This window comes from Dactylosporangium sp. NPDC005572 (assembly GCF_040605515.1).
GTDB lineage: Bacteria > Actinomycetota > Actinomycetes > Mycobacteriales > Micromonosporaceae > Dactylosporangium.
Map to the genome: position 1 here is coordinate 79,047 of NZ_JBEXCY010000004.1, position 24,973 is coordinate 104,019.

Consider the following 24,973-nt stretch of genomic DNA (forward strand, 5'->3'; position numbering starts at 1 on the left):
GCTACCGTCAGGGACGTGCCCGTGCGATGGCTGCTGTGACCTCGGCCGACGACCGGTTCGCCGCGTTGTTCCAGGCCGGGGACGAGCACGCCCTCCGGCTCGCCTACGAGCGCTTCGGACCCGCCGTGCACCACCTCGCGGCCCGCACCCTCTCCAGCGCGGCCGACGCCGAGGACGTCACGCAGGCGACGTTCGTGGCCGCCTGGCTGGGCCGGGCGGGCTTCGACCCGGCCCGCGGCTCGCTGCTCGGCTGGCTGCTCGGGATCGCCCGGCGCAAGATCGTCGACCACCTCCGCGCGGCGGCGCGCGACGACCGGATCGCCGAGTCGGCCCGTCGGCTCGCCTTCTTCGTTCCGGCCGCGGCACCGCCGGAGGCGGTCGTGGACCGGCTGGTGGTGGCCGACGAGCTGGCCCAACTGCCGGGCGACCAGCGGCGGGTGCTGGAGCTGGCGTTCTACGACGACCTGACGCACCAGCAGATCGCCGCCGTGACCGGCCTGCCGCTCGGCACGGTGAAGAGTCACCTGCGGCGCGGTATGGCGCGGCTGCGCGACCGATGGGAGGTGGACGGTGTCACACCTGGAGCCCGAGCGGCTGGTCCTTCTCGCGCTCGGTGAGGGGACGCTGGATCAGCACGAGACCGGCCACCTGGACTCGTGCGAGCGCTGCCGCGCCGACATGGCCGAGCTGCGGGGGGTGGCCGGCCTGGGCCGCCGCACGCAGCCGCTGCGCGACCTGCCGCCCGCACCCTCGCACGTGTGGGACCGGATCCGGTCGGAGCTGGCGGCCTCGGAGCGCGCCTTCCCGCCGCCTGCCGTGAGCCTGCACTCCGACCCTCCCCCACGACGCCTGTCCCCGCCCCGCTCGTCCCCGCCCTGCTCCTCCCCACCCGCCGCCGCACCGCCGGCCGGGTCCTCACCAGCCGCTTCCCGGGCGCCTCTGGAGTGGCCCGCACCTCCGCCCGCGCCCGTTGCGGCCGCCGCTCACCCACCCGCGGCTTCGTCTCCCCCGACCGCGGCTCCTGCTTCGCCACCCTCGACGCCGGGTGAGCTCCTCGAACCCGTCGGCGGGCGGCGGCGCGGGCCCGGCTGGGTGGCCACCGTCGTCATCGCGGCCGGGGCGGCCGTCGCGGGGGCCGGGGTGACGGCCGGGGTGCTGTACGACCGGGGGCCCGAGGGTCGGCCCGCGCCCGCCACCTGCCGGGCCGGCGACCCCCGGGTCGAGCTCGAAGCGCTGCCGGGGGCGCCGTCCGGGCTGAGCGGGTACGCGTGCCTGGTGGGCGCCGGCGGCGACCGCAAGCTGCTCGTCCACGCCGAGGGCATGCCGGCGCGGGCCGACGGGGACTACGAGGCCTGGCTGCTCGACCCGGCGAGCCTCGGCGTGCAGCCGCTCGGGGTCCTGGGCAGCGGCGCCGACCAGGAGCTCACCGTGCCGGACACGCTCGACCTGGCGCGGTACAACGTGGTGGACATCTCGGCGGAGCCGCACGACGGCAACGCCGCGCACTCGGGCCACAGCGTGCTGCGCGGCCTGCTGCCGTGAACGAGAAAGAGCGCCCCGAGGGGCGCTCTTCCCAGCGGTACCAGATGATCACTTGCGCTTGCGAATCTCCTCCGCGGCCTGCGGGACCACCTTGAACAGGTCGCCCACCACGCCGAAGTCGGCGAGCTCGAAGATCGGGGCCTCCGCGTCCTTGTTGACCGCGACGATCGTCTTCGAGGTCTGCATGCCGGCCCGGTGCTGGATCGCGCCGGAGATGCCCAGCGCGACGTACAGCTGCGGGGAGACGGTCTTGCCGGTCTGGCCGACCTGGAACTGGTGCGGGTAGAAGCCGGAGTCGACGGCCGCGCGGGACGCGCCGACGGCGCCGCCGAGCAGGTCGGCCAGCTCCTCGACCAGCTTGAAGTTGTCGGCGCTGCCGACGCCGCGGCCGCCGGAGACGACGATCGAGGCCTCGGCCAGCTCCGGGCGGGCGCCCTTGGCCTCGACCTTGCGCTCGACGACCTGGGCCAGCAGGTCCCGCTTCTCGACCGCGACCGCGACCGCCTCGACGACCGGGGTGACCGGCGACGCGGCCGGGGTCAGCGAGTTGGGGCGCACGGTCACGATGGGCAGGCCCTTGGTGACCTTCGACTTGACGATCGTCGATCCGGCGAAGACGACCTGCGTGGCGGTACCGTCGGATTCCACCGCGACGACGTCGGTGAGCAGGCCGTTGTCGAGCTTGACGGCGACGCGGCCGGCGATCTCCTTGCCCTCCTGCGACGACGGCAGGAGCACGGCGGCCGGCGACACCTGCTTGATCAGGTTCGCGAGCACGGTGGCCTTGGGCGCCACCAGGTAGTCGGTCAGGTCGGCGCTCTCCGCGGCGTACACCTTCGCGGCGCCGTACTCGCCCAGCTTGTCCACGACGCCCGCCGCGGCGCCCTCGCCACCGAGGACGACGGCGGCCACGTCGCCGAGCCCGAGCGAGCGGGCCAGCGTGAGCATCTCGAGGGTGACCTTCTTGACCCCGTTCGGGGAGGCCTCGACGACGACCAGTACTTCAGCCATGGTTGCGACTCCCCTTACACGAACTTCTCGGAGGCGAGGTACTCGACGAGCTTCACGCCGCCGTCGTCACCCGCGTCGACCTTGTTGCCGGCCTGGCGGGGCGGGCGCTTGCTGTGCTCGACGACGGCGCTGGTCGCACCTTCGAAGCCGACCTCGGCCGCCGCGACGCCCAGGTCGCTGAGCGAGAGGGTCTGCAGCGGCTTCTTCTTGGCCGCCATGATCCCCTTGAACGAGGGGTACCGCGGGTCGTTGATCGTGTCCCACACGCTCACCAGCGCCGGCGTGGCCGCGGAGACGACCTCGTAGCCCTCGTCGGTCTGCCGCTCGATGGTCAGGCTGGACCCGTCCACCGTGAGCTTCCGGGCGCCGGTCAGCGCCGCGATCCCGAGCCGCTCCGCGATCATGTGCGGCAGCACCTGCACCCGGCCGTCGGTCGACTCGGCACCGCAGATGACCAGGTCGGCGTTCTGCTGGGCGATGGCGGCGGCCAGCACCTTCGACGTGGCGACGGCGCACGAGCCGTGCAGCGCGTCGTCGACGACGTGGACGGCCGAGTCGGGCCCCATCGAGAGCGCCTTGCGGATCGACTCCGTGGCGCGGTCCGGGCCGACGGTCAGGACGACGACCTCCCCGCCGTGCGCCTCCTTGAGGCGCAGCGCCTCCTCGATGGCGTACTCGTCCATCTCGTTGATCACATTGTTCGCCGACGCGCGGTCGACGGTGTTGTCGTCACTGCGCAGGTTGCGGTCCGCGCCGGAGTCCGGCACCTGCTTGACGAGTACGACGATCTTCATCGTGGTCCGAGGTCCTCCTGCTTGACAGTCACTCGCGCCTTCGCGGGCGACTTGCGCCCCACGTTACGGCTCACCCGGCGCAGTACCAGGGCCGCCACCCAGATGCTACTCACGAGTAGGTTCGGAATGGCGGTGAAAAGCGTCACCCACCGTGCGCGCCCCGGAGCGGGAGGTGGGGGAAATGTCACAAAAATCCCAGGCAGTGGAGCCGGCGCGACCACTGTCCGCAGCGGTGGCCCGACACGCTGCGGAAAAGGTCACACACCGCTGACGGGAGGCGCCAGACGACCACCGGTCCGCGCGCCTGCCGCAAACGCCGATCACGGCCGGCCGCTCCATGATCAAGGGAAACTCCTGGTCGTTATGGCAGCCAGATTCTTCCCTCGATCATGAGGTAGCCCCTCGCGCGTGCGGCATTCGCCCACCGCGACATAACCGAAATGTCGGATATGTCAGGTGCGAAACGCCGGACATATCCGGAAAAGGCAGCCGGTCAGTCGGCGGCCATCACCGCGGCCACCTCGGTTTTTGCCGCTCGGCGGGCCGGGAGCAGCGCCGCCACGGCGCCGGCCACCGCGGCCAGGGCCACGTAGAGGAGGAGCTGGCCGTACGGGAGGACGGGGTGGCCGTGGCCGTACTGGCGGATGAGGCCCACCGACGCCGACACCCCCACGAGCACGCCGAAGCCGACGCCCACCACCGCGCCCACCACCGCCATCAGCATGGCCTCCAGGACCAGCATGCCGCGGAGCTGGCCGCGGGACAGGCCGAGCGCACGGAGCAGCGCCGACTCGCGGGTGCGCTCCAGGACCGACAGGGCCAGCGTGTTGGCGATGCCGGTCAGGCCGATCACGATCGACATGCCGAGCAGGGCGGAGAACACGCCGAGCTGCTCGTCCAGCGTGCCGGTCACGCGGGCGCGCCACTCGGCCTGGCTGGAGACCTGGGTCAGCGGGGCCGCCGCCAGGGACGCGTCCACGGCGGCCCGGGAGGCCTCCGGGCTCACCCCCTCCGCGGCCTTCACCAGGACCTGGTCGGGGTCGCCGGTGCCGAAGATGGCGGCGTAGTCGGTCCAGTCGACCAGGGCCTGGCCGTCGGTGGGGGCGTCGTCGTAGAGGGCGGCGACGCGCAGCGTGAGGGAGCGGACCTCGACCGAGGAGCCGACGCGGGCGCCGATGGCGTCGGCGAAGAAGCGGTTGAGGGCGACCGTGCCGGGCTGGAGCGCGGCGGCGGAGCCGGCGGTGATCTCCGGGCGCAGGACGGTGTCCAGGGCGCCGGGCTCCATCGACCAGACCTCGGCCCGGTGGCCGGCCACGTCGGCGTCGCGGCTGCGGGCGGCGGCGACCGCGGCCAGCTCGCTGTGTGAGCGCAGGACCTCGGTCACCGCGAGCGGCACGCGGCGGGCCTGGCCGCCGGGGGTGTAGACGCCGCTGATGATGTAGTCGACGGCGAAGTTCTCGTCCAGCTCCTGCTCGGCCTGCTCGCGGGCGGTGGCCAGCAGCACGCTGAAGACGCTCATGAGGGCCAGGCCGATCATGAGCGCGCTGGTGGTGGCGGCGACGCGCTTCGGGTTGCGCAGGGCGTTGGTGACGGCCAGGCGGGCCGGGGCGCCCAGCAGGCGGGCGGGCAGCCAGCCGGCCCAGGCGGTCAGCCGCGACACGATCAGCGGCGAGGCGATGACGATGCCGGTGAAGACCCCGATCGCGCCGGTGAACACGATCGGCACGCCGTTGAAGCCGGGGACCCGGGTGCCCGCGAGCATGAGCAGACCACCCCCGGCGGCCAGAACAAGAGCGACGGTGGTGCGCAGCGGGCGGCGGCCGGGGACGGCGGCCTCCAGGGTCGTGGCGCGCAGCGCGGCCAGCGGCGGGATGCGGGAGGCGGTGACGGCGGGCAGGAGCGAGGCGACGACCGTGAAGAACGTGCCGGCGCAGACGCCGACCAGGATGGTCGTCGGGGTGACGATGAGCCGGTCGACGCGCACGCCGCTGCCCACGGTGTTGCGGCCGATGAGCAGGCCCTCGCCGACGACGGTGCTCACCAGCAGGCCGCCCAGGGAGGCGACGACGCCGACGACGACCGCCTCGAGCACGACCGAGCCGAAGATCTGCGGTCGCGAGGCGCCGACGCAGCGCAGCAGGGCCAGCTCGCGGACCCGCTGGGCGACCAGGATGGCGAACGTGTTGTAGATGACGAAGACGGAGACCGCGAGCGCGATCAGGCCGAAGCCGAAGATCACGACGAGGAAGCCGTCGACGTACTTCGCCGCGGCGACCGCGTAGTCGGCCCGCACCTCCTCGCCGGTGAGCACCCGGGCCCGGCTGCCGAGCTTCTCCTGGAGGCGGTCGGCGAGCTCCCGCTGGGTGACGCCGGGCGCGGCGGAGACGGCCACCTCGGCGTAGCCGTCGGCGCCGGTCAGCGTGCGCATGTCGGCCGGGGTGAGCGCGGCGACGGTCAGGCCCGCGAACCGCTTGTTGGCCCCGAGGTCCATGATCCCGACCAGGTCGAGGGCGACCGGCTGCTGGTCGGGCCCGACGACGGAGACCCGCTGCCCGACCGTGAAGCCGTAGATCTCGGCCGTCGTGTCGTCGATCGCGACCTCGCCGGGGCGGGCGGGCAGCCGGCCGGCGCCGATGTCGTACATCGACAGGTGCCCGTCGCCCGGGGTCGACAGCGCCCAGCCGATGCGGCCCAGGTTGGAGATGAGCCGGCCCTTGGGGTCGAGCATCGGCAGCCGCTCGGCCATCCGGCCGTCGGCGTGCGCGACGCCGGGCACGGAGCGCACGTCGTCGAGGATGCCGTCGTCGAGCCGCCGCGAGGTCTCGGCGAAGCTGACCGCGTTGGAGGTGCCGACCGAGGCGTCGACGTTCTTGGCGGCCCGGGCCAGGTCGTCGAAGAAGGCCGCCTTGGCGGTGTCGCCGTAGACCAGCGTGCCGGCCAGGAAGCCGACACCGATCATGATGGCTATGGCGGTCAGCAGCAGCCGCAGCTTGTGCGCGCGGAGTCCGGCGAAAGTTGTTCGCAGCATCGCGCGAGACTGTACCGAGGGAGTCTGACAATCATGTCGGTGTGGGCAATGATCCGACGTTGGTTCGACCCTGCCGAGGTCCGCTCGGAGGGGACCACGCCGGACTACCGGTTCTCGCTGGCGAACGAGCGCACGTTCCTCGCCTGGCTGCGCACGGCGCTGGCCCTGGTCGGCGGCGGGCTCGCGGTCGCCCAGTTCCTGCCCGGGCACCGGCTGCGGCTGGTGATCGCGGTGTCGTTGTTCGCGCTGGGCGGGCTCGTCGCGCTGCGCGCGGTGGACCACTGGTCCCGCAGCGAGCGGGCGATGCGGCTGGGTGAGGCGCTCCCCCCGTCGCGGTTCCCCGCCGTTCTCGCCCTGGTGATCACCCTCGGCGCCGCCGCCCTCCTAATAGGGACGCTGGTATGAACCCACCGGAAGCCACCCCAGCGAACCTCCCGGGAGCGAACCAGCCGGGAGCCGCCCACGAGCGCACGGTCCTCGCCTGGCGGCGGACCCTGGTCAGCGTGACCGTCGTCGCCCTGCTGCTCGGCCGCCTCGCCGCGACCGAGATGTCGACGGGGAGGGTCGCCGCCCTCGCGGCGATCGCCGTCATCTGGTCGGCCGTGGTCGCCCTGGTCCACCGGAGAAACGCCCGGGTGGCTACCCCGATTGGGAGGACCTTGCCGGCGATGGTCGCACTCGTCCTGCTGTACAGCGTGATGGGCACCCTGTTGCTGGTGTCATGAGCCCGTTCGCTGAGTCATCATGGCGGCATGGGACGCGCACTGCCCTTCCTGATCGTGCTGGTCGCGACGCTGGTCGCGCTCATCGACTGCCTGTCCTCGGAGCGCGCGGAGATCCGCGGGCTCCCCCGGCCCGTGTGGATCCTCGCCATCCTCCTGTTGCCGATCATCGGTCCGATCGCCTGGTTCTTCGCCGGGCGGCCGGTCGCGCTGGAGCGTGCCGGAGTGGCGACCGGCCGGCCCCCCAGGCGGCCCACCGCGCCGGACGACGACCCCGATTTCCTGCGTGGCATCGACACCACGCAGTCACGCAATGACGCTGAGCTCCTGCGCCGCTGGGAGGAGGACCTCAAGCGCCGGGACGAGGAGAAATAGGGACGCACAGCAGGAGCGCGCCCGGCCGGACCCGGGCGGAGAGGCGGCGTGCGGGGGCCACGACGTCGCCGTCCAGTTCGCGCGGCTCCTCCCGGTCGGTGAGGACCTCGACCTGACGGGCCCGGAAGGTCTCCAACCGCGACGGCCGGTCGCGGCGCAGCAGGACGCCCCACGCGAGCTGTAGCCAGTCGGTGACGTGGCGCGGAGTGAGCACCGCCACGTCGAGCCAGCCGTCGTCGACGACGGCCTCGGGCAGGAGCGGGATGCCGCCCTGCAGCCGCCCGACGTTGGCCACCAGCACGGTACTGGCCCGGCGGTGCAGCCACGGGCCGCCGTCGAGGCGGATCCGCAGCGACATCCGGCGGCGGCGCAGGTTGCGCAGGCCGGTGACCAGGTACGCGACCCAGCCCAGGCGGGCCTTGCGGTCGTCCGGCGTCTCACCCACCATCGCCGCGTCGAACCCCATCCCCGCCATCACCGTGAACAGGCCCGCACCCTCGACGACCCCGACGTCGATGCGGCGCCGCTCCCCGCCGGTCGCCACGGCCAGCGCCGCGGTCACGTCCCGGGTCACCCCGAGGTTGGTGGCGAGCAGGTTGCCCGTGCCGGAGGGGATGAGGGCGAGGGCGACCCCGGTACCGGCGAGCACCGAGGCGACCGCCATGACCGTCCCGTCGCCGCCGCAGGCCAGCACGACCTCGGCCCCGGCCGCGACGGCCTGCTCGGCCATCCCGCAGCCCGGGTCGTCGGGGGTCGTCTCCAGCCAGAGCGGCTCCGCCCACCCGGCCGCGGCCAGCCCGGCGCGGATCTCCGCGCGGCGCGCTTCCAGGTCGACAATCTTCGCCGGATTGACGATCACCGCCGAGGTCGTCACGAGCCGACCTTGCGGTACCGGGCCTGGAAGACGCAGTAGACCGCGAACGCGGCCAGGCCCAGCGCGATCGCCAGCAGGAGGAACCGGCCGTAGGGCTGGCCGGCGACCGTGTGCAGCGCCGCGTCGAGCCCGCGCGACCGGCCCGGGTCGTTCTTCACGGCGGCCTCGATCAGCAGGTACCCCACGATGCCGAACGCCACGCCCTTGGCGGCGTAGCCGACCTGACCGGCCCGGATCGCCGCACTGCGCGACCGCCCGCCCCCGAACTCCAGCTTTCGCAGGAACTTGCGCTGCAGCCCGTACCACAGCATCCCGATCCCGAACGCGAGCACCGCGACGCCGATCAGCCCCACCAGCCACTCCCCCGCCGGCTTGGCCATCAGCCCCGCGGTGGCCTGTTGCTGCTGCTCGGCGCTGGACTGCGGCGCGCCGGTGACCACCCTGCCGGCGGTGAACGCCAGGACCAGGTAGATCACGACCCGCGCGGCCGAGAACACCCGCTCCGCGACACGCTCCTTGCCCCGCGTGTCCCGGTGGCCCCGGACCGCCAGCACGGCCTGCCAGATCGCCAGCGCCACCAGGCAGACGATGACGAACCACAGCAGCACCTCGCCGAACGGCTGTCCGGCCAGTGTCCGGAAGGCACCCGACTGGTCGCCCTCCTCGCCGGAGCGGCCCAGGGCGATCTGCGCCGCCACCCAGGCCAGGGCCAGGTGCAGCAGGCCGTATCCGATGAAGCCCACGCGGCTGAGGTACCGCAGCGCGGGGGAAGTGGTATTCACGGCGGTCATGTTGGCTGGTTCCCCAAACTGGGCATGGGTGCAAACGTGACGAACGACCGGACCGCGCTGCGCCGGATGGCCGGGCTCGGCGCCGCGGCACTGCTGTTCAGCCTGCTGGTGATCGCGGTCCGGGTCCGGTGGGTACCCCTGGAGTCCGTCGACCGCGGCGTCGCCGAGTCGCTCAACGCCGTGGTGGCACCGAGCGACCCGCTCGTCCTGCTCATGGGCGGCATCTCCCGCCTGGGCAGCTTCGGCGTGCTGTGCTGGCTGATCGCGATCGGGACCACGCTGCTCGCCGTCCGCCGGCAGTGGCGGCTCGCCGGGTTCCTGGTCGTGGCGGCGGTCGGCGGCCTCGTCCTCGACCCGACGCTCAAACTGGCCGTCGGGCGGCTCCGCCCGGTCGTCGAGCAGCCGATCGCGTACGGCGGCGGCAACAGCTTCCCGAGCGGCCACTCGCTCAACTCGCTCATCTGCTACGGCGCGCTGCTGCTCGTCTTCCTGCCGGCGCTCCGCCCGCGGTTCAGGCGGCCCGTCGTCCTCGCGGTCGGCGCGCTCGTGGTGCTGGTGGGGTTCAGCCGCCTGGCCCTCGGCGTGCACTTCGTGTCCGACGTCATCGGGGCCTGGTCGCTGGGCATCGCCTGGCTGGGGCTCTGCGTCACCGCGTTCGAGCTCCTGCGGTACCACGAGGGCGAACGCGTCACCGAACCGCTCGACGAGGGCCTGGAGCCCGAGGCCGCCGACGACCTGCGCCCGGTCGAGCCCCACGACCGCCCGGGAAGCCACGCCGTCCGCACCGCCGCCGGCGCGCTCGTCGCCTGGGTGTTCGTGTTCGGCGCCCTGGTGGCGCTCGGCCTGCCGCTGGCCCGCCACCGCGACGGCAACGGCAACATCCTGTGGGACAGCACGATCCCGCACTGGTTCGCCGGCCACCGCCGGGGCTGGCTCGGCGAGCTCTCGCTGGTCGGCAGCGAGGTCGGCAACACGCACGCGATCCTGGCGATCGGCCTCGCGCTCGGCGCGGTCGCCCTGGCCGCGATCCGCCGCTGGCGGCCCGTCGTGTTCCTGCTCGCGGTGATGTTCGGCGAGCTCACGCTGTTCCTCGCGGCCGCCGCGATCGTCGGGCGGGCGCGCCCCGACGTCGAGAACCTGGACGGCCCGATGCCCACCTCCAGCTTCCCCTCCGGCCACGTCGCGGCCACCATCTGCATCTGGGTGGTGGCCGCGGTACTACTGGTGCCGCGCACGACCACCCACTGGCGCTGGCTGTTCGTCGCCGCCGCCGTCGTGATGCCCCTGTGGGTCGCGGTCTCCCGGATGTACCGCGGCATGCACCACCCGACCGACATCCTCGGCAGCTGCCTGCTGGCCGGGCTGTGGGTGGCGGCGATGGTGTGGCTGATCCGCCCGAACCAGGACCTAGCCTCCGCGCAGGAGGATGCCCGGGAAAGGGTAGACGCACGGTGACCGAGCGGGTTCCCACCCCGACGGCCGGCCCCCCGGAAAATGCAACGCACCAGTAGCTTCTAGGCGTTTTGTGCCGTTCACCGATTCGCCGCCTAAGCGTGCTCCCATTGCGCGATGACAGCGTGGCAACTCGCCTGCATCGACATGGCAGGCACGACGGTGCGTGACGACGGCCTGGTGGAACAGGCCTTCACGGTGGCCTTTGCCGGCGAGGGTGTGGCGCCGGGGACACCGCAGCACGAACGGATGCTCGCTGTCGTCCGCAAGACCATGGGCCAGAGCCGCATCGAGGTGTTCCGGCTGCTCCTCGACGGCGACGAGCAGCGGGCCCAGGCCGCCAACGAGACGTTCGAGGAGGCCTACGGGCTGCTCGTCGACGAGGGCGCGGTGCTGCCGATCCCGGGCGCGATCGAGGCGATCAAGGCGCTGCGCGCCAGCGGGATCAAGGTGGCGCTGACGACCGGGTTCGCGCGGGCCACGCAGGAGGCCATCATCGACGCGCTCGGCTGGTGGGGGCAGGTCGACCTGGTGCTGTCCCCGGCCGACGCCGGCCGCGGGCGGCCGTTCCCCGACTTCATGCTCGTGTCGGCGCTGAAGCTGGGCGTCGAGGACGTGCGCCGGATGGTCGTCGTCGGCGACACCCCGCTCGACCTGATCGCCGGCCAGCGGGCCGGCGCGGGCCTGCTGGTCGGTGTGCTGACCGGCGCGGGCGACCGCCAGGCGCTGATGGCGGCGGGCGCCCACGAGGTCATCGGCTCGATCGGCTCGCTGCCCCGGCTGCTCGGGCTCGAGTAGCGGTCACGCCAGGTTCGACGAGCGCGGGTAGGCGTCCTCCGGGTCGGTGAGGACGTTCACCAGGTAGGGCACGCCCGCGTCGAACGCCCGGGTCAGCGCGCCGGCCAGGTCGCCCGGCTTCTCGACCGTCTCGCCGGCGCCGCCCAGGGCCTTGACCACGTCGTCGTAGCGCAGGCCGGGCTGGAGGTCGGCGGCCACGTCGTAGCCGTACATGTTGCGCATCGGGTGCTTCTCCAGGCCCCAGATGCCGTTGTTGCCGACGACGATGACGACCGGCAGCTGCTGGCGGGCGAGCGACTCGACGTCCATGAGCGAGAAGCCGGCGGCGCCGTCGCCCATGAGCACGCAGATCTGCCGGGACGGGTACGTGATCCGGGCCCCCATCGCGTAGCCCATGCCGGTGCCGAGGCAGCCGTACGGGCCCGGGTCGAGCCAGGTGCCGGGGCGGGCCGGTTCGAGGTACTTGCCGGCGTAGGAGACGAAGTCGCCGCCGTCGCCGATGGTCACCGCGTCCTCGGCGAGGACCTTGCGCAGCTCGCCGTAGATCCGGCTGGGCTTGATCGGGTCGGAGTCGGCCTCCAGCGCGGCCGTCTCCTTGGCCTTCGCCAGGTTCTCCGCGTCGCGCAGGGTGGCGATCCACGGTTCGTGGTCGGCGACGAGCCCGGAGTACGACGCGAACGCCGAGAGGATCAGCCGCAGGTCGCCCGCCGGTGCGGCGGCCGGGCTGACGTGCGTGGCCTGCTGCGACGGGGCGTCGGTGACGTGCACGACCTGGGCGCTGCCGAAGTCGCCGAAGTTGAGCCGGAAGTCGAGCGGGGTGCCGATCACCGCGATGACGTCGGCCCCGCCGAACGCGGCCTTGCGGGCCCGGGCGAACGCGAGCGGGTGGTCGGGCGGGAGCGTGCCCCGGCCCATGCCGTTGGCGAACACGGGGATGCGCAGCGCCTCCGCGGCCTCCCGCAGCGCGGCGGTGGCGTCACCGGCCCACACGTCCGATCCCGCGATGATCACCGGCCGCTCCGCCGCCCCGAGGAGCTGCACGGCCTTCTGGACCTCGTCGGGATTCGCCTCATTCAGTGGTACCGCTGGAGCATCGGTCGCCTCGACGCCGTCCGCGGTGGAGAAGACCACCTCGAGCGGCAGGTCGACGAAGACCGGCCCGCGGTGCGGGGTCAGCGCGGCGAGGGCGGCCGCCTGGAGGCGCGCGTACACCTCGTCGGTGGCGAAGACCGTCTCGGCGTGCTTGGTCACCGCGCGCACGATCGGGAGGTGGTCCATCTCCTGGAGGCTCCCCGAGCCCCAGCGGAACTGCGGGGCGCGGCCGCCGAGCACGACCACCGGTGCGCCGTTGAACATCGCGCTGGTGAGCCCGGAGACGCCGTTGGTGACGCCGGGCCCGGCGGTGAGGACGGCGAGGCCGGGGCGGCGCTGCAGCTTGGCGACGGCCTCGGCGGCGAACACGGCCGACTGCTCGTGCCGCACGTCGACGATGCGCACGCCGGCCTTCTTCGCCGCGTCGTACAGCGGGAAGACGTGCCCACCGGAGAGTGTGAACATCTCGGTGACCCCGAAGCTTCGCAGCGCTGCCAGCGCCAGGTCTCCGCCGTGCCCGTCGATCAGCGTCATGCGCGAATGCTACTCATATTTACCGGCCGGTGGTGTCGATCCACCCGTCGACGGGCGGCGGCCACTCGTCGGTGGTGAGGTAGTAGGCCACGTACCCAGCGGTGAGCGGCGTGACCACCAGCAGCACGATGACGAACAGGGTCACCATGAAGCGCGCGAAGGGGCCGCGCTTGCGCCGCCGCTCACGCTGGTACGTCTCCTGCGGCGCCGGCCGGGTGGTGGGCTTCGCCGGCTGGGCGACGCGGGTCGGGGCCGGCTCCGGCGCCTGGCGCAGCGGGTTGCCGAGCTCGTCGTAGCGGGTGGCCGGCTCGGCCGGGACGGCCGGCGACACAGGCCGGCCGGAGGCGACGCCGGCCTGGTACACGGGGCCGGCCTTCGGCGCGTGCTGCTGCCCGGACCGATAGGTGTGCCCGCGCGGCGGCTGCGCGGTGTTGACGGGCGGGGCGCTCGTGGGCGGCTGGCCGTAGTTGACGGGCGGGGCGCTCGTGGGCGGCTGGCCGTAGTTCACGGGCGGGGCGCTCGTGGGCGGCTGGCCGTAGTTGACCGGCGGGGCACTGGTCGGCGGCTGGCCGTAGTTCACGGGCGGGGCACTGGTCGGCGGCTGGCCGTAGTTCACGGGCGGGGCACTCGTGGGCGGCTGGCCGTAGTTCACCGGCGGGGCGGACACCGGGCCGCCCTGGGCGTAGGCGCCGGGTGGGGCCGAGACCGGCGGGGTGGCGAAGTTGCCGGCCGGCGGGGTCGAGTAGCCGCCGCCGTCCGGCGGCGGGGCCGACACGGGATGCGCCGGCGAGGGGCCGCTCGACACCGGGGTTCCGGAGACCGGCGTGACCTCGATGGCGGTCGGCCACAGCGGCTCGGCAACCGGCGGGCCGCTCGACGGCGACGGCGACACCGGGCCGGCGGGCGTGGCGACGGGACTCACCGGCCGGGCCGCCGGAGGGCTCACCGGCGCCTGGACCTCGAAGCCCGGAACCCGCGGGAAGACGCCCGTGAGCGGGCCCGGGACCGGCGGCGCGGCGTTCGCCGGGGTGGCGGTGAAGCCGGCGAGCGTGCCGCCCTCGGCGACGACGAGCTCGGGCTGCTCGATGACCTCCGGTGCGTACCCGAGCTCGCGGTGCAGCAGCGTCGCCACCAGGGGCATGCGGCTGGAGCCGCCGACCAGGAACACGCCGGCGATGCGGTCGCGGGCCAGCTGCGACCAGCGGATGACGCCCTGGGTCACCCGGACGGTCTGCACGATGAGCGGCTGGGCGAGCCGCTCCAGCTCCTCGCGGGTCAGGTGAACGTCGCGGTTGAGCAGCGGGATGTTCAGGTCGGCGGCCGGCTGGCGGGACAGCCGCTCCTTGGCGACGCGGGCGTCGTCCCAGAGCATGCGGCGGTGGCGGCGGTCCTCGACGGTCGCCGGCTGCATCAGGCGCTGCCACGCCTCGGGCGCCTCGGGGGCGCAGACGGTGCCGAAGTGGGCGACGATCGCGTTGTCGACGTCGATGCCGCCGATGTCGTCGCGGCCGTCGACCGCGAGCACCTCGAAGCCCCCCGCGGTGCGGGCGACGACGCTGGCGTCGAACGTGCCCGCGCCGAAGTCGTGCACGACCACGACCGAGCCGACCGGCACGTCGTGGCCGAGGACCTGGGTGAAGTACGCGGCCGCGGCGACCGGCTCGGGCACCATCCGCACGTTGCCGAGCCCGGCGGCGGCCGCCGCGTCGGAGATCACCAGCCGGCGGGTCGCGCCCCACGACGCCGGGCAGGTCACGGTGACGTCCGGCGGGGCGCCGCCGACCGTGCGGGTCCACTCGTCGCACACCCGCCGCAGCACCGCGGCGACCAGCTCGCCGACCGGCAGCTCGCGGTCGCCGAGCAGCACGGTGCCCTCGTCGATGCGCCGCTTCGGGTTGGGCTCGAACCGCGCCGGCTCCCGCCGCGCGCTGTGCACCGCGTCGCGCCCGACGATGATCGATCCGTCCGGCTCGGCGTACACGGCCGAGGGCAGCAGCGGCGAGCCGTCGAACAGCAGCGGCCGCGAGCGCCCGTCCGGCCACCGCACCACCGCGACGGTGTTGGAGGTGCCGAAGTCGACACCGAGCCGGATCCCTGGCGTAGGCATGCCCTGGAGTCTAGGCCGCGGGCACTAGCCGGTCGCTCCCTCGGCCGCGTCACCCGCCGGCGGCGCGGGCGGGTTCGTCGGGGCCTTCGGCGGCTTCGGCGCCTTGGGCGGCGGCCGGACCCAGGCCCGCGCGCTCGGCAGCAGCAGCAACAGCGATGAGGTCAGGAACGCGACCGCCATGAGCTGGACGGCGAGCTGGGAGTACGAGTTGAACACCGCCACCACGGCGAACAGCAGGCACAACCCGAGCGGATACCACAGGTGTCCGTTCCTGCCCCGCCGCAGCCGCCGGGCGGCGTGGATCAGCAGCGAGGCGAAGATCACGCACAGGATGGCGGTGGTCAGCGAGTCCTGCTGCATGGCGTCCCACTCGGCCGGTGTCATCGGGTCGGTTTTCGGCTTGGGGATGAACGCGAGGATGGTCGCGAACGGCAGGACGATGAACAGCAGCACCGCGTACAGGGTCATGAAGCCGGCCGGCCACCGGATCGTCCACGGCGGCGGCCGCCACCGGACCGGCGGCATCATCGGCATGACGGGCACGTACACCGGCTGCTGCACGTACACGACCTGCGGCGGCGGGTACATCGGCTGGGGATAGACCGGCTGCGGGTACATCGGCATCGGCGGAACCGGCCGCGGTGGCATCTGCCCCGGTGACATCGGCCGGCCGTGCATCGGCGGCGGCGAGACGGGGTAGCGCTGGGCGGGCGGGCTCACCGGGCTGATCGGGCCGCTCGGGCTGATCGGGACGGGCAATACCGGGCCGGCCGGCGACGCCGGACTGGCGGAGACCGGCGGTGCGGGGCTGGTGGCGGCGGGCGGCACGGGGCTGCCGGTGGCGTGCGGCGCCTGGCCGGGAAGGCCCGGCGCCGAGTGCCCCGGCTGGACCTGGGGAATGTGGCCGGACTGGGTCGGCGGTGCGTAACCGGGCTGGACCTGGGGCACGTGCCCGAAGTGCGTCGGCGGCCCGTGACCGGCCTGGGCCTTCAGGAATTGGCCGGGGTGTGGCTGTGGCTGGCGGGCGGCGGGGACCACCCCGGTGCCCTTGCGGCGGGGCTGGACGGCGGGGCCGACGAGCACGCTGCCCTCGGCGACGACCAGCTCCGGCTGCTCGATCATCACCGGCGCGCGGCCGAAGGCGCGGTGCAGCTCGGTGGCTACGAGCGGGATCTGGCTCGCCCCGCCGACCAGGAAGATGCCGGCCAGCTGGTCCGCGGTGACCTTCGACAGCCGGACCGTCTCGGTGAGGACCCGCACCGAGCGCTCCACGAGCGGGCGGGCCGCGGCCTCGAACTCCTCGCGGGTGAGCGGCACGTCGAGGTCGAGGAGCGGCACCAGCACCGTCACCGCCGACGTCCGGGACAGCCGCTCCTTCGCCTCGCGGGCCTCGTCGCGCAGGACCCGGGCGGCCCGGGCCTCCTCGATCGTCTCGGGCGCGGTCAGCCGCCGCCAGTCGCCGGCCGGGACCGAGCGCCCGATCAGGGTGAGCACGGCCTCGTCGAAGTCGAGACCGCCGAGGTCGTCGCGGCCGCCGACGGAGCGGACCTCGAAGCCCTCGGCGGTGCGGGCGACGACGCTGCCGTCGAAGGTCCCGGCGCCCAGGTCGTAGACGACGACGGCGGAGCCGACCGGCACCATGTGCTTGAGGACCTTGACGAAGTACGTCGCGGCGGCCACCGGCTCGGGGACCAGCGCGGCGTCGGGGAGGCCGGCCGCCACCACCGCGTCCGCCAGCGCCTTGCGCCGGGTCGCGGCCCAGCCGGCCGGGTGGGTCACCGTGACCGCGGACGGCGGCCCGCCGGCGGTGCGGGTGAACTCGGCGACGACCCGCTCGAAGACCGCGACCAGCAGGTCCTGCACGGCGACGGACCGCTCGCCGAGCAGCACGGTGCCGTCGTCGATGCGGCGCTTCGGGTTGGGCTCGAACTGCGACGGCTCCCGCCGCGCGCTGTGGACCGCGTCACGCCCGACGACGAGGGCCGTCTCGTCGGACGGGCCGAACACGGCGGAGGGCAGCAGCGGCGAGCCGTCGAACAGCAGCGGCCGGACGCGCCCGTCCGGCCAGCGGGCGACCGCCACGGTGTGCGACGTGCCGAAGTCGACACCCAAGGCCACCATGCCCGGCAGTGTAGGCCTACGCGGCTTGTTCGACCGCCCGCTGAAGGGCGCGGTAGATCTGTCCGAACTTCGGGGCGTCCGTGGTCGAGTAGATCATGAACTCGCCGCCGGCCATGCGGACCCAGATCTCGTGCACGCCCTTGCCGTGGTCGTGGGCGCGGTCCAGCAGGTCGAGCAGGCCCTCGACGCTGAACGCGACGATGCCGCCGATGACGATCACGCCGAGGATGCCGCCGGCGATGTACATCGTGCGCTCCTCGCCCGTGAAGTCGATCCGGCGGGCGAACAGGCCGGCGCCGACGAGCAGGCCGATGACGACGACCACCGCCCCGCCGCGGGTGAAGAGCATGTAGAGGCCGTGCCGCAGGCGGCCGGTCCGCCGGTGCCAGACGTAGTCGAGGCTGTCCAGCGGATACCAGGCAGTGTCAACTTGCACACCGCCGGAGCTGACGTGCACCACGTTGTCGCGGTAGTAAGTGGTAGCCATCGCACCATTGACGGTACGCCGGAATACGCTGCGGGCAACGACAACGACGTTGAGGAGACACTGGATGACCGAGAAGCAGGCGCCGCTCGTCCAATTGGAGATCGCCGATGGCATCGGCACGATCCGGTTGGACCGGCCGCCGATGAACGCGCTGAACAAGCAGGTCCAGGAGGAGCTGCGGGACGCCGCGCGGCAGTTCTCCGACGATCCGGCGGTCCGGGCGGTGGTCATCTACGGCGGCCCGAAGGTGTTCGCGGCCGGCGCCGACATCAAGGAGATGGCCCTGATGGGCTACTCCGCGATGGCCGCCCGGGCCCAGTCACTCAGCAGCGCCTTCGACGCGGTCGCCCGGATCCCCAAGCCCGTGGTGGCGGCGATCAACGGGTACGCCCTGGGCGGCGGCTGCGAGCTCGCGCTCACCGCCGACTGGCGGGTGGCCGCCGAGGACGCGACCCTCGGCCAGCCCGAGATCACGCTCGGCATCATCCCCGGCGCGGGTGGCACCCAGCGCCTGTCCCGCCTGATCGGCCCGGCCCGCGCCAAGGACCTGGTGATGTCCGGCCGGTTCGTGAAGGCCGACGAGGCGCTCGCGATCGGCCTGGTCGACAAGGTGGTGCCGGCCGCGGAGGTCTACGACACGGCGGTCGAGATGGTCCGCCGGTACGTCGACGGCCCCGCACTGGCCCTGCGCGCCGCGAAGCTGGCCGTGGACGGCGGGCTGGACCTGGACCTGGCCTCGGCGCTGCGCTGGGAGAGCGAGCTGTTCGCGGCCCTGTTCGCCACGGAGGACAAGGCCGAGGGCATGACCGCCTTCGTGGAGAAGCGCAAGCCGAAGTTCACGGGCCGCTAGCCAGTCACGCGGCGATCTTGGACTTGTGGTCCCCGCTTTGTCGGCCGATGTCGGAAATATCCGGGACCACAACTCCGAGATCGCGCGCTTGGAGGGCGCGGGGCGGCGGGTGGGCGGTCAGGCGGCCTGCGCGTGGTAGCGGCCGTCGATGTTCGACAGGCGCAGCGGCAGGCCGAAGGCCTTCGACAGGTTGTCGGCCGTGACCGTCTCGCGCAGCAGGCCCTGTGCGACCACCCCGCCGTCGCGCATGATCAGCGCGTGGGTGAAGCCCGGCGGGATCTCCTCGACGTGGTGCGTGACCAGGACGAGCGCCGGGGAGTCCGGGTCGGCGGCCAGGTCGGCCAGGCGGCGGACCAGGTCCTCGCGGGCGCCCAGGTCGAGGCCGGCGGTCGGCTCGTCGAGCAGCAGCAGCTCCGGGTCGGTCATGAGCGACCTGGCGATCTGCACCCGCTTGCGCTCGCCCTCGGACAGCGTGCCGTATGTGCGGTCGGCCAGCCCGGCCACGCCGAACTGGCCGAGCAGCGCCTCGGCGCGGGCGACGTCGACCCGGTCGTAGTGCTCCCGGAAGCGGCCGACCACGGCCCACGACGCGGTGAGCACGACGTCACGGACGGTCTCGTCGGGCGGGAGGGCGAGGCCGGCCGAGGAGAAGCCCATGCGGGTCTTGAGCTCGTTGATGTTCGTGCGGCCGAGCTTCTCGCCGAGCACGGTGACCGTGCCCCGGGACGGGTAGAGGCGGGCGCCGGCCAGGTTGAGCAGCGTGGTCTTGCCGGCGCCGTTGGGGCCGAGGATCACCCAGCGCTCGTCCAGCTCCACCTGCCAGCTCACCGACCGGATCAGGTCGGTGCGGTTGCGGGTGACCGTCGCTTGCTCCACCGCGATGACAAGGTCATCTGACACGTGCCAATCCAACCACGCGACAGGCGTAGATGGATGGCGGGGCACCACAAGCGACGAAGAACACGTACAGTGCCCGCTGATGACTGCCGCACTGGAAATCTCCGGTCTCGTGAAGACCTACCAGAGCCTGTTCGGCAAGCCGCGGGTGGCGCTCGACAAACTCGACATGGTGGTCGAGCGGGGAGAGATCCACGGCTTCCTCGGCCCGAACGGCTCAGGCAAGAGCACGGCGCTCAAGACGCTGCTCGGGCTGCTGCGGCCCGACGCCGGGCACATGCGGATTCTCGGCGAGCCCGTGCCGCGGGCGTTACCGAGAGTGGCGCCCCGGGTCGGCGCGATCGTGGAGGCGCCGGCGTTCTTCGGCAACTTCTCGGGGTACAAAACCCTCTCGATCCTGGCGAAGGCCGGCGGCGTGCCGAAGGACCGGATCGGCATCGTCCTCGACCAGGTCGGGCTGGCCGGCCGGGCCGAGGACGAGGTCAAGACGTACTCGCTGGGCATGCGCCAGCGGCTCGCCGTCGCCTCGGCCCTGCTCAAGGACCCCGAGCTGCTGATCCTCGACGAGCCGAACAACGGCCTCGACCCGGCCGGCATCCGCGAGATGCGCGACCTGCTGCGCGAGCAGGCCGACCGGGGCATGACGATCGTGATCTCCAGCCACATCCTGGCCGAGATCCAGCAGGTCTGCGACTCGGTGACGATCATCTCCCGCGGGCGCCGGGTCGGCGCCGGGCCGGTCGCGCAGGTGCTCGCCGCCAACGACCAGGGCACGTACCGCGTGCGCGTCGACAACCACCGCGAGGCCGCCCGCCTCCTCAGCGAGGCCGGCGCGCAGGTCACGCTCGGCGCGGACCACATCATCGTGCACGACCTGGCGGATCCGGCGTGGATCTCCCGCGCGCTGGGCGTCAACGACTTCTGGGTGCGCGAGCTGTCGCCGGTGGCGCAGCTGGAGGACGCGTTCCTGAGCCTGACCGGCGGCGGTCCGCGACGCGGCCAGCTGCGCCCGGTCGACAACTCCGAGTGGCCGGCCGACCCGCCGCCGGTCCCGCAGGGCGACGTCATCGAACAGGGGCAGGCATCATGACCGGTCCGGAGCGAAGCGGAGGGGCCGGTCACATGAGCGCAGTGTCAAAGGCATGCGGCCGGAGCGAAGCGGAGGACGCATGACCGCGTTGTTGTCCGCGGAGTGGACGCGGCTCTTCAGCCGACGGGTCACGGTCGTGACGCTCGTGCTCATCGGGCTGCTGCTCGCCGTGCTCACGTTCGGGTTCACGCTGACCCGCAGTACGCCCACACCCGATGAGATCCGCCTGGCGGATGAGCGGGCGGCGAGCGCGGCCGAGATCTACGACCGCAACGTCGAGCAGTGCGAACGGGTGCAGAGCGGCCTCGACAACCCGCAGTCCGGCCAGACCTTCCCGCGCGGCTGCGACTACGGTCCGCGGCCGACCCGCGACTCGATGCTCGACTACGGCTTCTCGTTCCACCGCCAGTGGCCCGAGCTGTACTACACCGCCGCGATCGTCCTGGCGGTGGCCGGATTCGTGCTCGGCGCGTCGTTCGTGGGCGTGGAGTGGAGCTCGGGCGGCATGCTCAGCCTGCTGCTCTGGGCGCCCCGCCGCACCTCTGTGCTGGGCGCCAAGCTGGTCGCGGTCTGTTCCGGGGTCACGCTGATCTCCATCGCGTACCTCATGGTCTGGACGCTGGCGTTCCTGGCCGTCGCCGCCGGGAACGGATCAGTGAGCTCGCTCACCGGCGGCGACGTCGTGTCGATGCTGCTCACGGGCATCCGGGTGATCCTGCTGGCCGTGGCGGGCACGGCGCTGGGCTTCGCCATCGCCTCGATGGGCCGGCACACGTCGGCCGCCCTGGGTGTCGGTATCGCGTACCTCGTCGTGTACGAGCTGGGCGCGCTGATCCTGTTCGGCCTGATCGGGACGGACTACTCGGAGAAGTACCGGCTGTCGAGCTACGTCTCCGCCTGGCTGACCAAGAGCTATACGTTCGAGGCCGACGTGGCTGCCTGCGCCGGCCGCGGCTGTGTGCCGGCGGCCGGCTTCTCGGGCAGCTGGCAGCAGGGCGGCCTGGTCATCACGGTCGTGGTGGCCGTGGTGCTGGCCGCCGCGTTCGCCGCGATGCACCGCCGCGACGCGCCCCGCTAGGCGGTGCTTCCGAAGACCTCTTCGCGGACGGCGTCGAGGCCGGTCAGGATGGCGCCGTTCAGCACCGGCTCGGAGGCGACCTCGGTCGCCACCACCCGCGGCGAGACCACCGCGATCGCGGCGACCTCGTGCTGTACCCGCTGGGCCAGGTCGGCACCGCCGGCCTGACCGACGTCGCCGGCCAGCACCACCAGCTCCGGATCCAGCACCAGGCCCACCGACGCCACGCCCAGCGAGATCCGCCGGGCCAGCTCGTCGAGGAACGGGCTCCCGGCCGTGCCCGCGGCGATGGCCGACCGGACCGCGTCGGCGGCGCCCGTGGCCTTGAAGCCGTGCTCCTTGGCGATCGCCTTGACCGCCGCGGCGTCGGCGAGGGTGCGGAAGCCGCTCTTCGACTTGCGGGAGGCGTCGCGGCTGATCGTGGTGCCGGTGACCGGCAGGTACCCGATCTCGCCCGCGGCGCCGACGCTGCCCCGGTGGAGGCGGCCGCCGAGGACCACGGCGGTACCGACGCCCCGGTCGAGCCAGACGAGCACGAAGTCCTGCACGCCGACGGCGGCCCCGCTGTGCTGCTCGGCGATCGCGGCGAGGTTCACGTCGTTCTCGAACATGACCGGGCGGCCGAGGTCCTCGCGCAGGGCGGTCAGCAGGCCGCGGTGCCAGCGCGGGAGGTCCCAGGCGAAGGTGATCTCGCCGCTCTTCGGGTCGACCAGGCCGGGGGTGCCGAGCACGATCCGCCGGATCCGCTCGATCGGGGCGCCGGCGGCCGACGCGGCCTCGACGACCGCCGCGTGGACGACCTTGACCGGGTCGTCGCCGTCACCGATCGAGACGTCGGTCCGGCCGACGATCTTGCCCGTGATGTCCGCCACGCCGGCGACCACGTGCTGCGGGCCGGCCTCGACGCCGACGACGTAGGCGGTCGCGGGCACCACGGCGTACATCTGGGCGTTGGGTCCGCGGCCGCCGGCCTGCTCGCCGACGCGGGCCACCAGCCCGCGCTCCTCCAGGCGCTCGACCAGCTGCGATGCGGTGACCTTGGAGAGGCCGGTCAGCTCGCCGAGCTGCGCGCGGGTCAGCGGACCGCGGCTCAGGAGCAACTCCAGGGCGGCACGGTCGTTGAGAGCGCGCAGTAACCGGGGCGTGCCGGGCAGTCGAGCGGAACTCATCGTGACGTACACCCCTAGTATTTAGGAAACTTTCCTATTAGCGTGCCACAAGCAACCTATTGGGAAAGCGTACGGTCGGGCCAACCACTCGGCCTACGCACAACCGGTCAAGAAGCTCTTACGATCGTGGATAGCGCATCGGACGAGTGTGCAGCATTCGTCCACGCTGAGGGGGGACTACTCGTGTCGACCGATCCCGGACTCCGCAGGCTGGCCCTGGGCACGCTGCTCAGCGCCTTCCGGGGGGAGCAGGCCCCGCCGTGGGCCGTGGATCTCCTCGCGGAGGGGCTGGCCGGGCACGTCCTGTTCGGGTTCAACATCGTCGAGCGCGAGCAGCTCGCCGCGCTGAGCGCGAGCCTGCACGCCGCCCGCGAGGGCGTGCTCATCGGCATCGACGAGGAGGGCGGCGACGTCACGCGCCTGGCCCACCGCCTGGGCAGCCCGTATCCGGGCAACGCGGCGCTCGGCGCGCTGGGCGACCCGGCGATCACCCGGCGTGTGTACCGCACGATCGGCGCCGAGCTGGACGAGCTCGGCCTGAACCTCAACCTGGCGCCCACGGTCGACGTGAACACGGCCGACGACAATCCGATCATCGGCACGCGCAGCTTCGGCGCCGACCCGCAGGCCGTGGCCGCCCACGCCGCCGCCGCGGTGCTGGGGCTGCAGAGCGCCGGGGTGGCCGCCTGCGCGAAGCACTTCCCCGGCCACGGGGCCACGCTCGCGGACTCCCACCTGGAACTTCCCACGGTCAACATCTCCACCGGTGTACTGCGTGAGCGCGAGCTGCCGCCGTTCGTCGCCGCGATCGAGGCGGGCACCAAGTCGATCATGACCGCCCACATCCGCGTCCCGGCCCTGACCGGCGACGCCCCCGCCACCTTCAGCCGCGCGGTCCTCGTCGACCTGCTGCGCGACGAGCTCGGCTTCGGCGGCGTGGTCGTCACGGACGCCCTGGAGATGCTCGGCGCCGCCCGCTACGCCGGTGGCGTCCCCGCGGGCGCCGTGCTGGCCCTGTCGGCCGGCGCCGACCTGCTCTGCATCGGCGCCGACGTCGACGAGGCGCTGACCCTGGCCTGCGCCGACGAGATCGTGGCCGCGGTCCGCGACGGCCGCCTGCCCGCGGCCCGCCTGGAGGAGGCCGCCGCTCGCGTGCAGGCGCTGGCGGCCTGGACCCGCTCGGGCGCCCGCACCGACCGGGAGGAGCCCGGCCTGGGCTACCCGGCGGCCCTGGGCGCGATCCGCATCGAGGGCTCGGTCGACCGCGCCGCGGCGCCGCTGATCGTCCAGCTGGAGTCGGAGTCGTCGATCGCCGCCGGCCGGGTGCCGTGGGGCCTGGGCCCGCACATCAACGGCACCGAGCAGGTCCGCGTGGTGGCCGACCGCGCCGACGTGGCCCAGCTCCGGGACCGGGCCGGCACCCGCCCGATCGTGGTCGTGGGCCGCAACGTCCACCGCCTGGCGGGGGCCCGCACGCTGGTCGAGGCCCTCACGGAGACCCACCCGGTGACGGTGGTCGAGATGGGCTGGCCGTCGTCCTGGCGCCCGACGGGCGCGCGGGCCTTCATCACGACGTGGGGCGCCAGCCACGCCAACGGCCGCGCGGCCGCCGAAACGCTGGGCCTCGCCGCCTGACCTGTCGGCTTACTCCGCGAGTTGACCGTGGAAGCTGCTTGCCCACCGGGGCTGCATGAAACTTCCACGGCCAGCTCGCGCCTCGGGGCCGTCGCACTCCGCCCGCGGCGCCGCCGTTGACTCCCGTGATCGCGAAGAGAAGCCCATCGTCGTCATGATCGCGAAAAGAAGCGTGTCGTCTTCATGATCGCGAAGAGAAGCCCGTCGTTTTCATGATCGCGAAGACTTCTGGCACCCCTGGATGGCAAAACTCTTCGCGATCATGAAGGGCAGCCCGCAGCCAGCAGCCCGCAGCCAGCAGCGCCCAGGCAGCGGCGCCCAGGCAGCGGCGCCCAGGCAGCGGCGCCCAGGCAGCAGCACCTAGCCAGCGGCGCCCAACGGCGGGCCGGCAGCCAGCCGCGCCCAGCCAGCCGCCTGCAGCCGACGGCCCGGATCGGGCGGCCATCCACCGGAGGGCCCGACAACTCTTCGGGATCATGGGCGAGTTGTCCACAACCCGCGAACCGTGCTTCCGGAGCGCGCTCGG

Annotated in this window: 22 protein-coding genes; 11 read left to right on the top strand and 11 right to left on the bottom strand. The window is 73.1% G+C overall.

Going from position 1 to position 24,973, the window contains the following annotated elements; translation table 11 throughout:
* Positions 1-26 precede the first annotated feature (26 nt).
* A complete protein-coding gene (locus ABZS66_RS03485) occupies positions 27-617 on the top strand; it encodes a sigma-70 family RNA polymerase sigma factor (protein ID WP_354754702.1) in 591 nt (196 codons plus the stop codon).
* The gene (locus ABZS66_RS03490; RefSeq protein ID WP_354754704.1) at positions 571-1,542 is read left to right on the top strand and encodes an anti-sigma factor; all 972 of its coding nucleotides are present in this window, start codon (positions 571-573) and stop codon (positions 1,540-1,542) included. The genes ABZS66_RS03485 and ABZS66_RS03490 overlap by 47 nt, the downstream gene beginning before the upstream one ends.
* 48 nt (positions 1,543-1,590) lie before the next feature.
* Here ABZS66_RS03490 and ABZS66_RS03495 read toward each other — a convergent pair whose 3' ends face one another.
* The 3 genes from ABZS66_RS03495 to ABZS66_RS03505 form a co-directional block, all read right to left on the bottom strand.
* Positions 1,591-2,553, bottom strand: coding sequence for an electron transfer flavoprotein subunit alpha/FixB family protein (locus ABZS66_RS03495; protein WP_354754706.1), 963 nt, complete (start codon positions 2,551-2,553; stop codon positions 1,591-1,593).
* A gap of 14 nt (positions 2,554-2,567) precedes the next feature.
* Positions 2,568-3,347 carry an electron transfer flavoprotein subunit beta/FixA family protein gene (locus tag ABZS66_RS03500; RefSeq protein ID WP_354754708.1) on the bottom strand — a complete coding sequence of 260 codons (780 nt, stop codon included), beginning with the start codon at positions 3,345-3,347 and terminating at the stop codon, positions 2,568-2,570.
* Positions 3,348-3,840: 493 nt separating this feature from the next.
* A complete protein-coding gene (locus tag ABZS66_RS03505) occupies positions 3,841-6,375 on the bottom strand; it encodes an FtsX-like permease family protein (RefSeq protein WP_354754709.1) in 2,535 nt (844 codons plus the stop codon).
* Between the two features lie 39 nt (positions 6,376-6,414).
* On the opposite strand from ABZS66_RS03505, the gene ABZS66_RS03510 reads away from it, so the two are divergent.
* The 3 genes from ABZS66_RS03510 to ABZS66_RS03520 are packed head-to-tail and all read left to right on the top strand — an operon-like array spanning position 6,415 to position 7,472.
* On the top strand, positions 6,415-6,780 hold the full coding sequence (locus ABZS66_RS03510; protein ID WP_354754711.1) for a DUF202 domain-containing protein: 366 nt from the start codon (positions 6,415-6,417) through the stop codon (positions 6,778-6,780).
* Complete coding sequence (locus ABZS66_RS03515; protein ID WP_354754712.1) at positions 6,777-7,100, top strand: DUF202 domain-containing protein; 324 nt, start codon at positions 6,777-6,779, stop codon at positions 7,098-7,100. The genes ABZS66_RS03510 and ABZS66_RS03515 overlap by 4 nt, the downstream gene beginning before the upstream one ends.
* A 27-nt stretch (positions 7,101-7,127) precedes the next feature.
* On the top strand, positions 7,128-7,472 hold the full coding sequence (locus ABZS66_RS03520; RefSeq protein WP_354754714.1) for a PLDc N-terminal domain-containing protein: 345 nt from the start codon (positions 7,128-7,130) through the stop codon (positions 7,470-7,472).
* Here the strand turns inward: ABZS66_RS03520 and ABZS66_RS03525 are convergent.
* Both ABZS66_RS03525 and ABZS66_RS03530 read right to left on the bottom strand, forming a co-directional pair.
* Positions 7,447-8,346, bottom strand: coding sequence for a diacylglycerol kinase family protein (locus ABZS66_RS03525; protein ID WP_354754716.1), 900 nt, complete (start codon positions 8,344-8,346; stop codon positions 7,447-7,449). The genes ABZS66_RS03520 and ABZS66_RS03525 overlap by 26 nt on opposite strands.
* Positions 8,343-9,128, bottom strand: a complete 786-nt coding sequence (locus ABZS66_RS03530) for a DUF1206 domain-containing protein (protein WP_354754718.1) — start codon at positions 9,126-9,128, stop codon at positions 8,343-8,345. Before ABZS66_RS03530 ends, ABZS66_RS03525 begins: the two co-directional genes overlap by 4 nt.
* A gap of 45 nt (positions 9,129-9,173) precedes the next feature.
* On the opposite strand from ABZS66_RS03530, the gene ABZS66_RS03535 reads away from it, so the two are divergent.
* Positions 9,174-10,592: a phosphatase PAP2 family protein gene (locus ABZS66_RS03535; protein WP_354754720.1), complete on the top strand. Its 1,419-nt coding sequence runs from the start codon at positions 9,174-9,176 to the stop codon at positions 10,590-10,592.
* A gap of 114 nt (positions 10,593-10,706) precedes the next feature.
* Positions 10,707-11,387 (top strand): phosphonatase-like hydrolase, encoded by a 681-nt coding sequence (locus tag ABZS66_RS03540; RefSeq protein ID WP_354754722.1) that lies wholly within the window; start codon positions 10,707-10,709, stop codon positions 11,385-11,387.
* Between the two features lie 3 nt (positions 11,388-11,390).
* On the opposite strand, the gene ABZS66_RS03545 is transcribed toward ABZS66_RS03540, so the two are convergent.
* The 4 genes from ABZS66_RS03545 to ABZS66_RS03560 are packed head-to-tail and all read right to left on the bottom strand — an operon-like array spanning position 11,391 to position 17,728.
* On the bottom strand, positions 11,391-13,013 hold the full coding sequence (locus tag ABZS66_RS03545) for an acetolactate synthase (RefSeq protein ID WP_354754724.1): 1,623 nt from the start codon (positions 13,011-13,013) through the stop codon (positions 11,391-11,393).
* Positions 13,014-13,032: 19 nt separating this feature from the next.
* Positions 13,033-15,120 (bottom strand): Hsp70 family protein, encoded by a 2,088-nt coding sequence (locus ABZS66_RS03550; RefSeq protein WP_354754726.1) that lies wholly within the window; start codon positions 15,118-15,120, stop codon positions 13,033-13,035.
* Positions 15,121-15,144: 24 nt separating this feature from the next.
* A complete protein-coding gene (locus ABZS66_RS03555) occupies positions 15,145-17,241 on the bottom strand; it encodes an Hsp70 family protein (protein WP_354754728.1) in 2,097 nt (698 codons plus the stop codon).
* A gap of 16 nt (positions 17,242-17,257) precedes the next feature.
* Entirely contained in the window at positions 17,258-17,728 is a 471-nt protein-coding gene (locus ABZS66_RS03560; protein WP_354754730.1) for a DUF6232 family protein, read from the bottom strand.
* A gap of 64 nt (positions 17,729-17,792) precedes the next feature.
* Here ABZS66_RS03560 and ABZS66_RS03565 point away from each other — a divergent pair, with 64 nt between their 5' ends.
* Positions 17,793-18,578 carry an enoyl-CoA hydratase-related protein gene (locus ABZS66_RS03565; RefSeq protein WP_354754732.1) on the top strand — a complete coding sequence of 262 codons (786 nt, stop codon included), beginning with the start codon at positions 17,793-17,795 and terminating at the stop codon, positions 18,576-18,578.
* 117 nt (positions 18,579-18,695) lie between these two features.
* On the opposite strand, the gene ABZS66_RS03570 is transcribed toward ABZS66_RS03565, so the two are convergent.
* Positions 18,696-19,478 carry an ABC transporter ATP-binding protein gene (locus tag ABZS66_RS03570; protein ID WP_354754734.1) on the bottom strand — a complete coding sequence of 261 codons (783 nt, stop codon included), beginning with the start codon at positions 19,476-19,478 and terminating at the stop codon, positions 18,696-18,698.
* 79 nt (positions 19,479-19,557) lie between these two features.
* Between ABZS66_RS03570 and ABZS66_RS03575 the strand changes: the two genes are divergently transcribed.
* Both ABZS66_RS03575 and ABZS66_RS03580 read left to right on the top strand, forming a co-directional pair.
* On the top strand, positions 19,558-20,565 hold the full coding sequence (locus tag ABZS66_RS03575) for an ABC transporter ATP-binding protein (protein WP_354754736.1): 1,008 nt from the start codon (positions 19,558-19,560) through the stop codon (positions 20,563-20,565).
* Between the two features lie 79 nt (positions 20,566-20,644).
* Positions 20,645-21,643 carry an ABC transporter permease subunit gene (locus tag ABZS66_RS03580; RefSeq protein WP_354754738.1) on the top strand — a complete coding sequence of 333 codons (999 nt, stop codon included), beginning with the start codon at positions 20,645-20,647 and terminating at the stop codon, positions 21,641-21,643.
* Here the strand turns inward: ABZS66_RS03580 and ABZS66_RS03585 are convergent.
* Positions 21,640-22,812, bottom strand: coding sequence for an ROK family transcriptional regulator (locus ABZS66_RS03585; RefSeq protein ID WP_354754739.1), 1,173 nt, complete (start codon positions 22,810-22,812; stop codon positions 21,640-21,642). The two genes, ABZS66_RS03580 and ABZS66_RS03585, sit on opposite strands and share 4 nt — an antisense overlap.
* Positions 22,813-22,995: 183 nt before the next feature.
* Here ABZS66_RS03585 and ABZS66_RS03590 point away from each other — a divergent pair, with 183 nt between their 5' ends.
* Positions 22,996-24,447 (top strand): glycoside hydrolase family 3 N-terminal domain-containing protein, encoded by a 1,452-nt coding sequence (locus ABZS66_RS03590; protein WP_354754741.1) that lies wholly within the window; start codon positions 22,996-22,998, stop codon positions 24,445-24,447.
* Positions 24,448-24,973 lie beyond the last annotated feature (526 nt).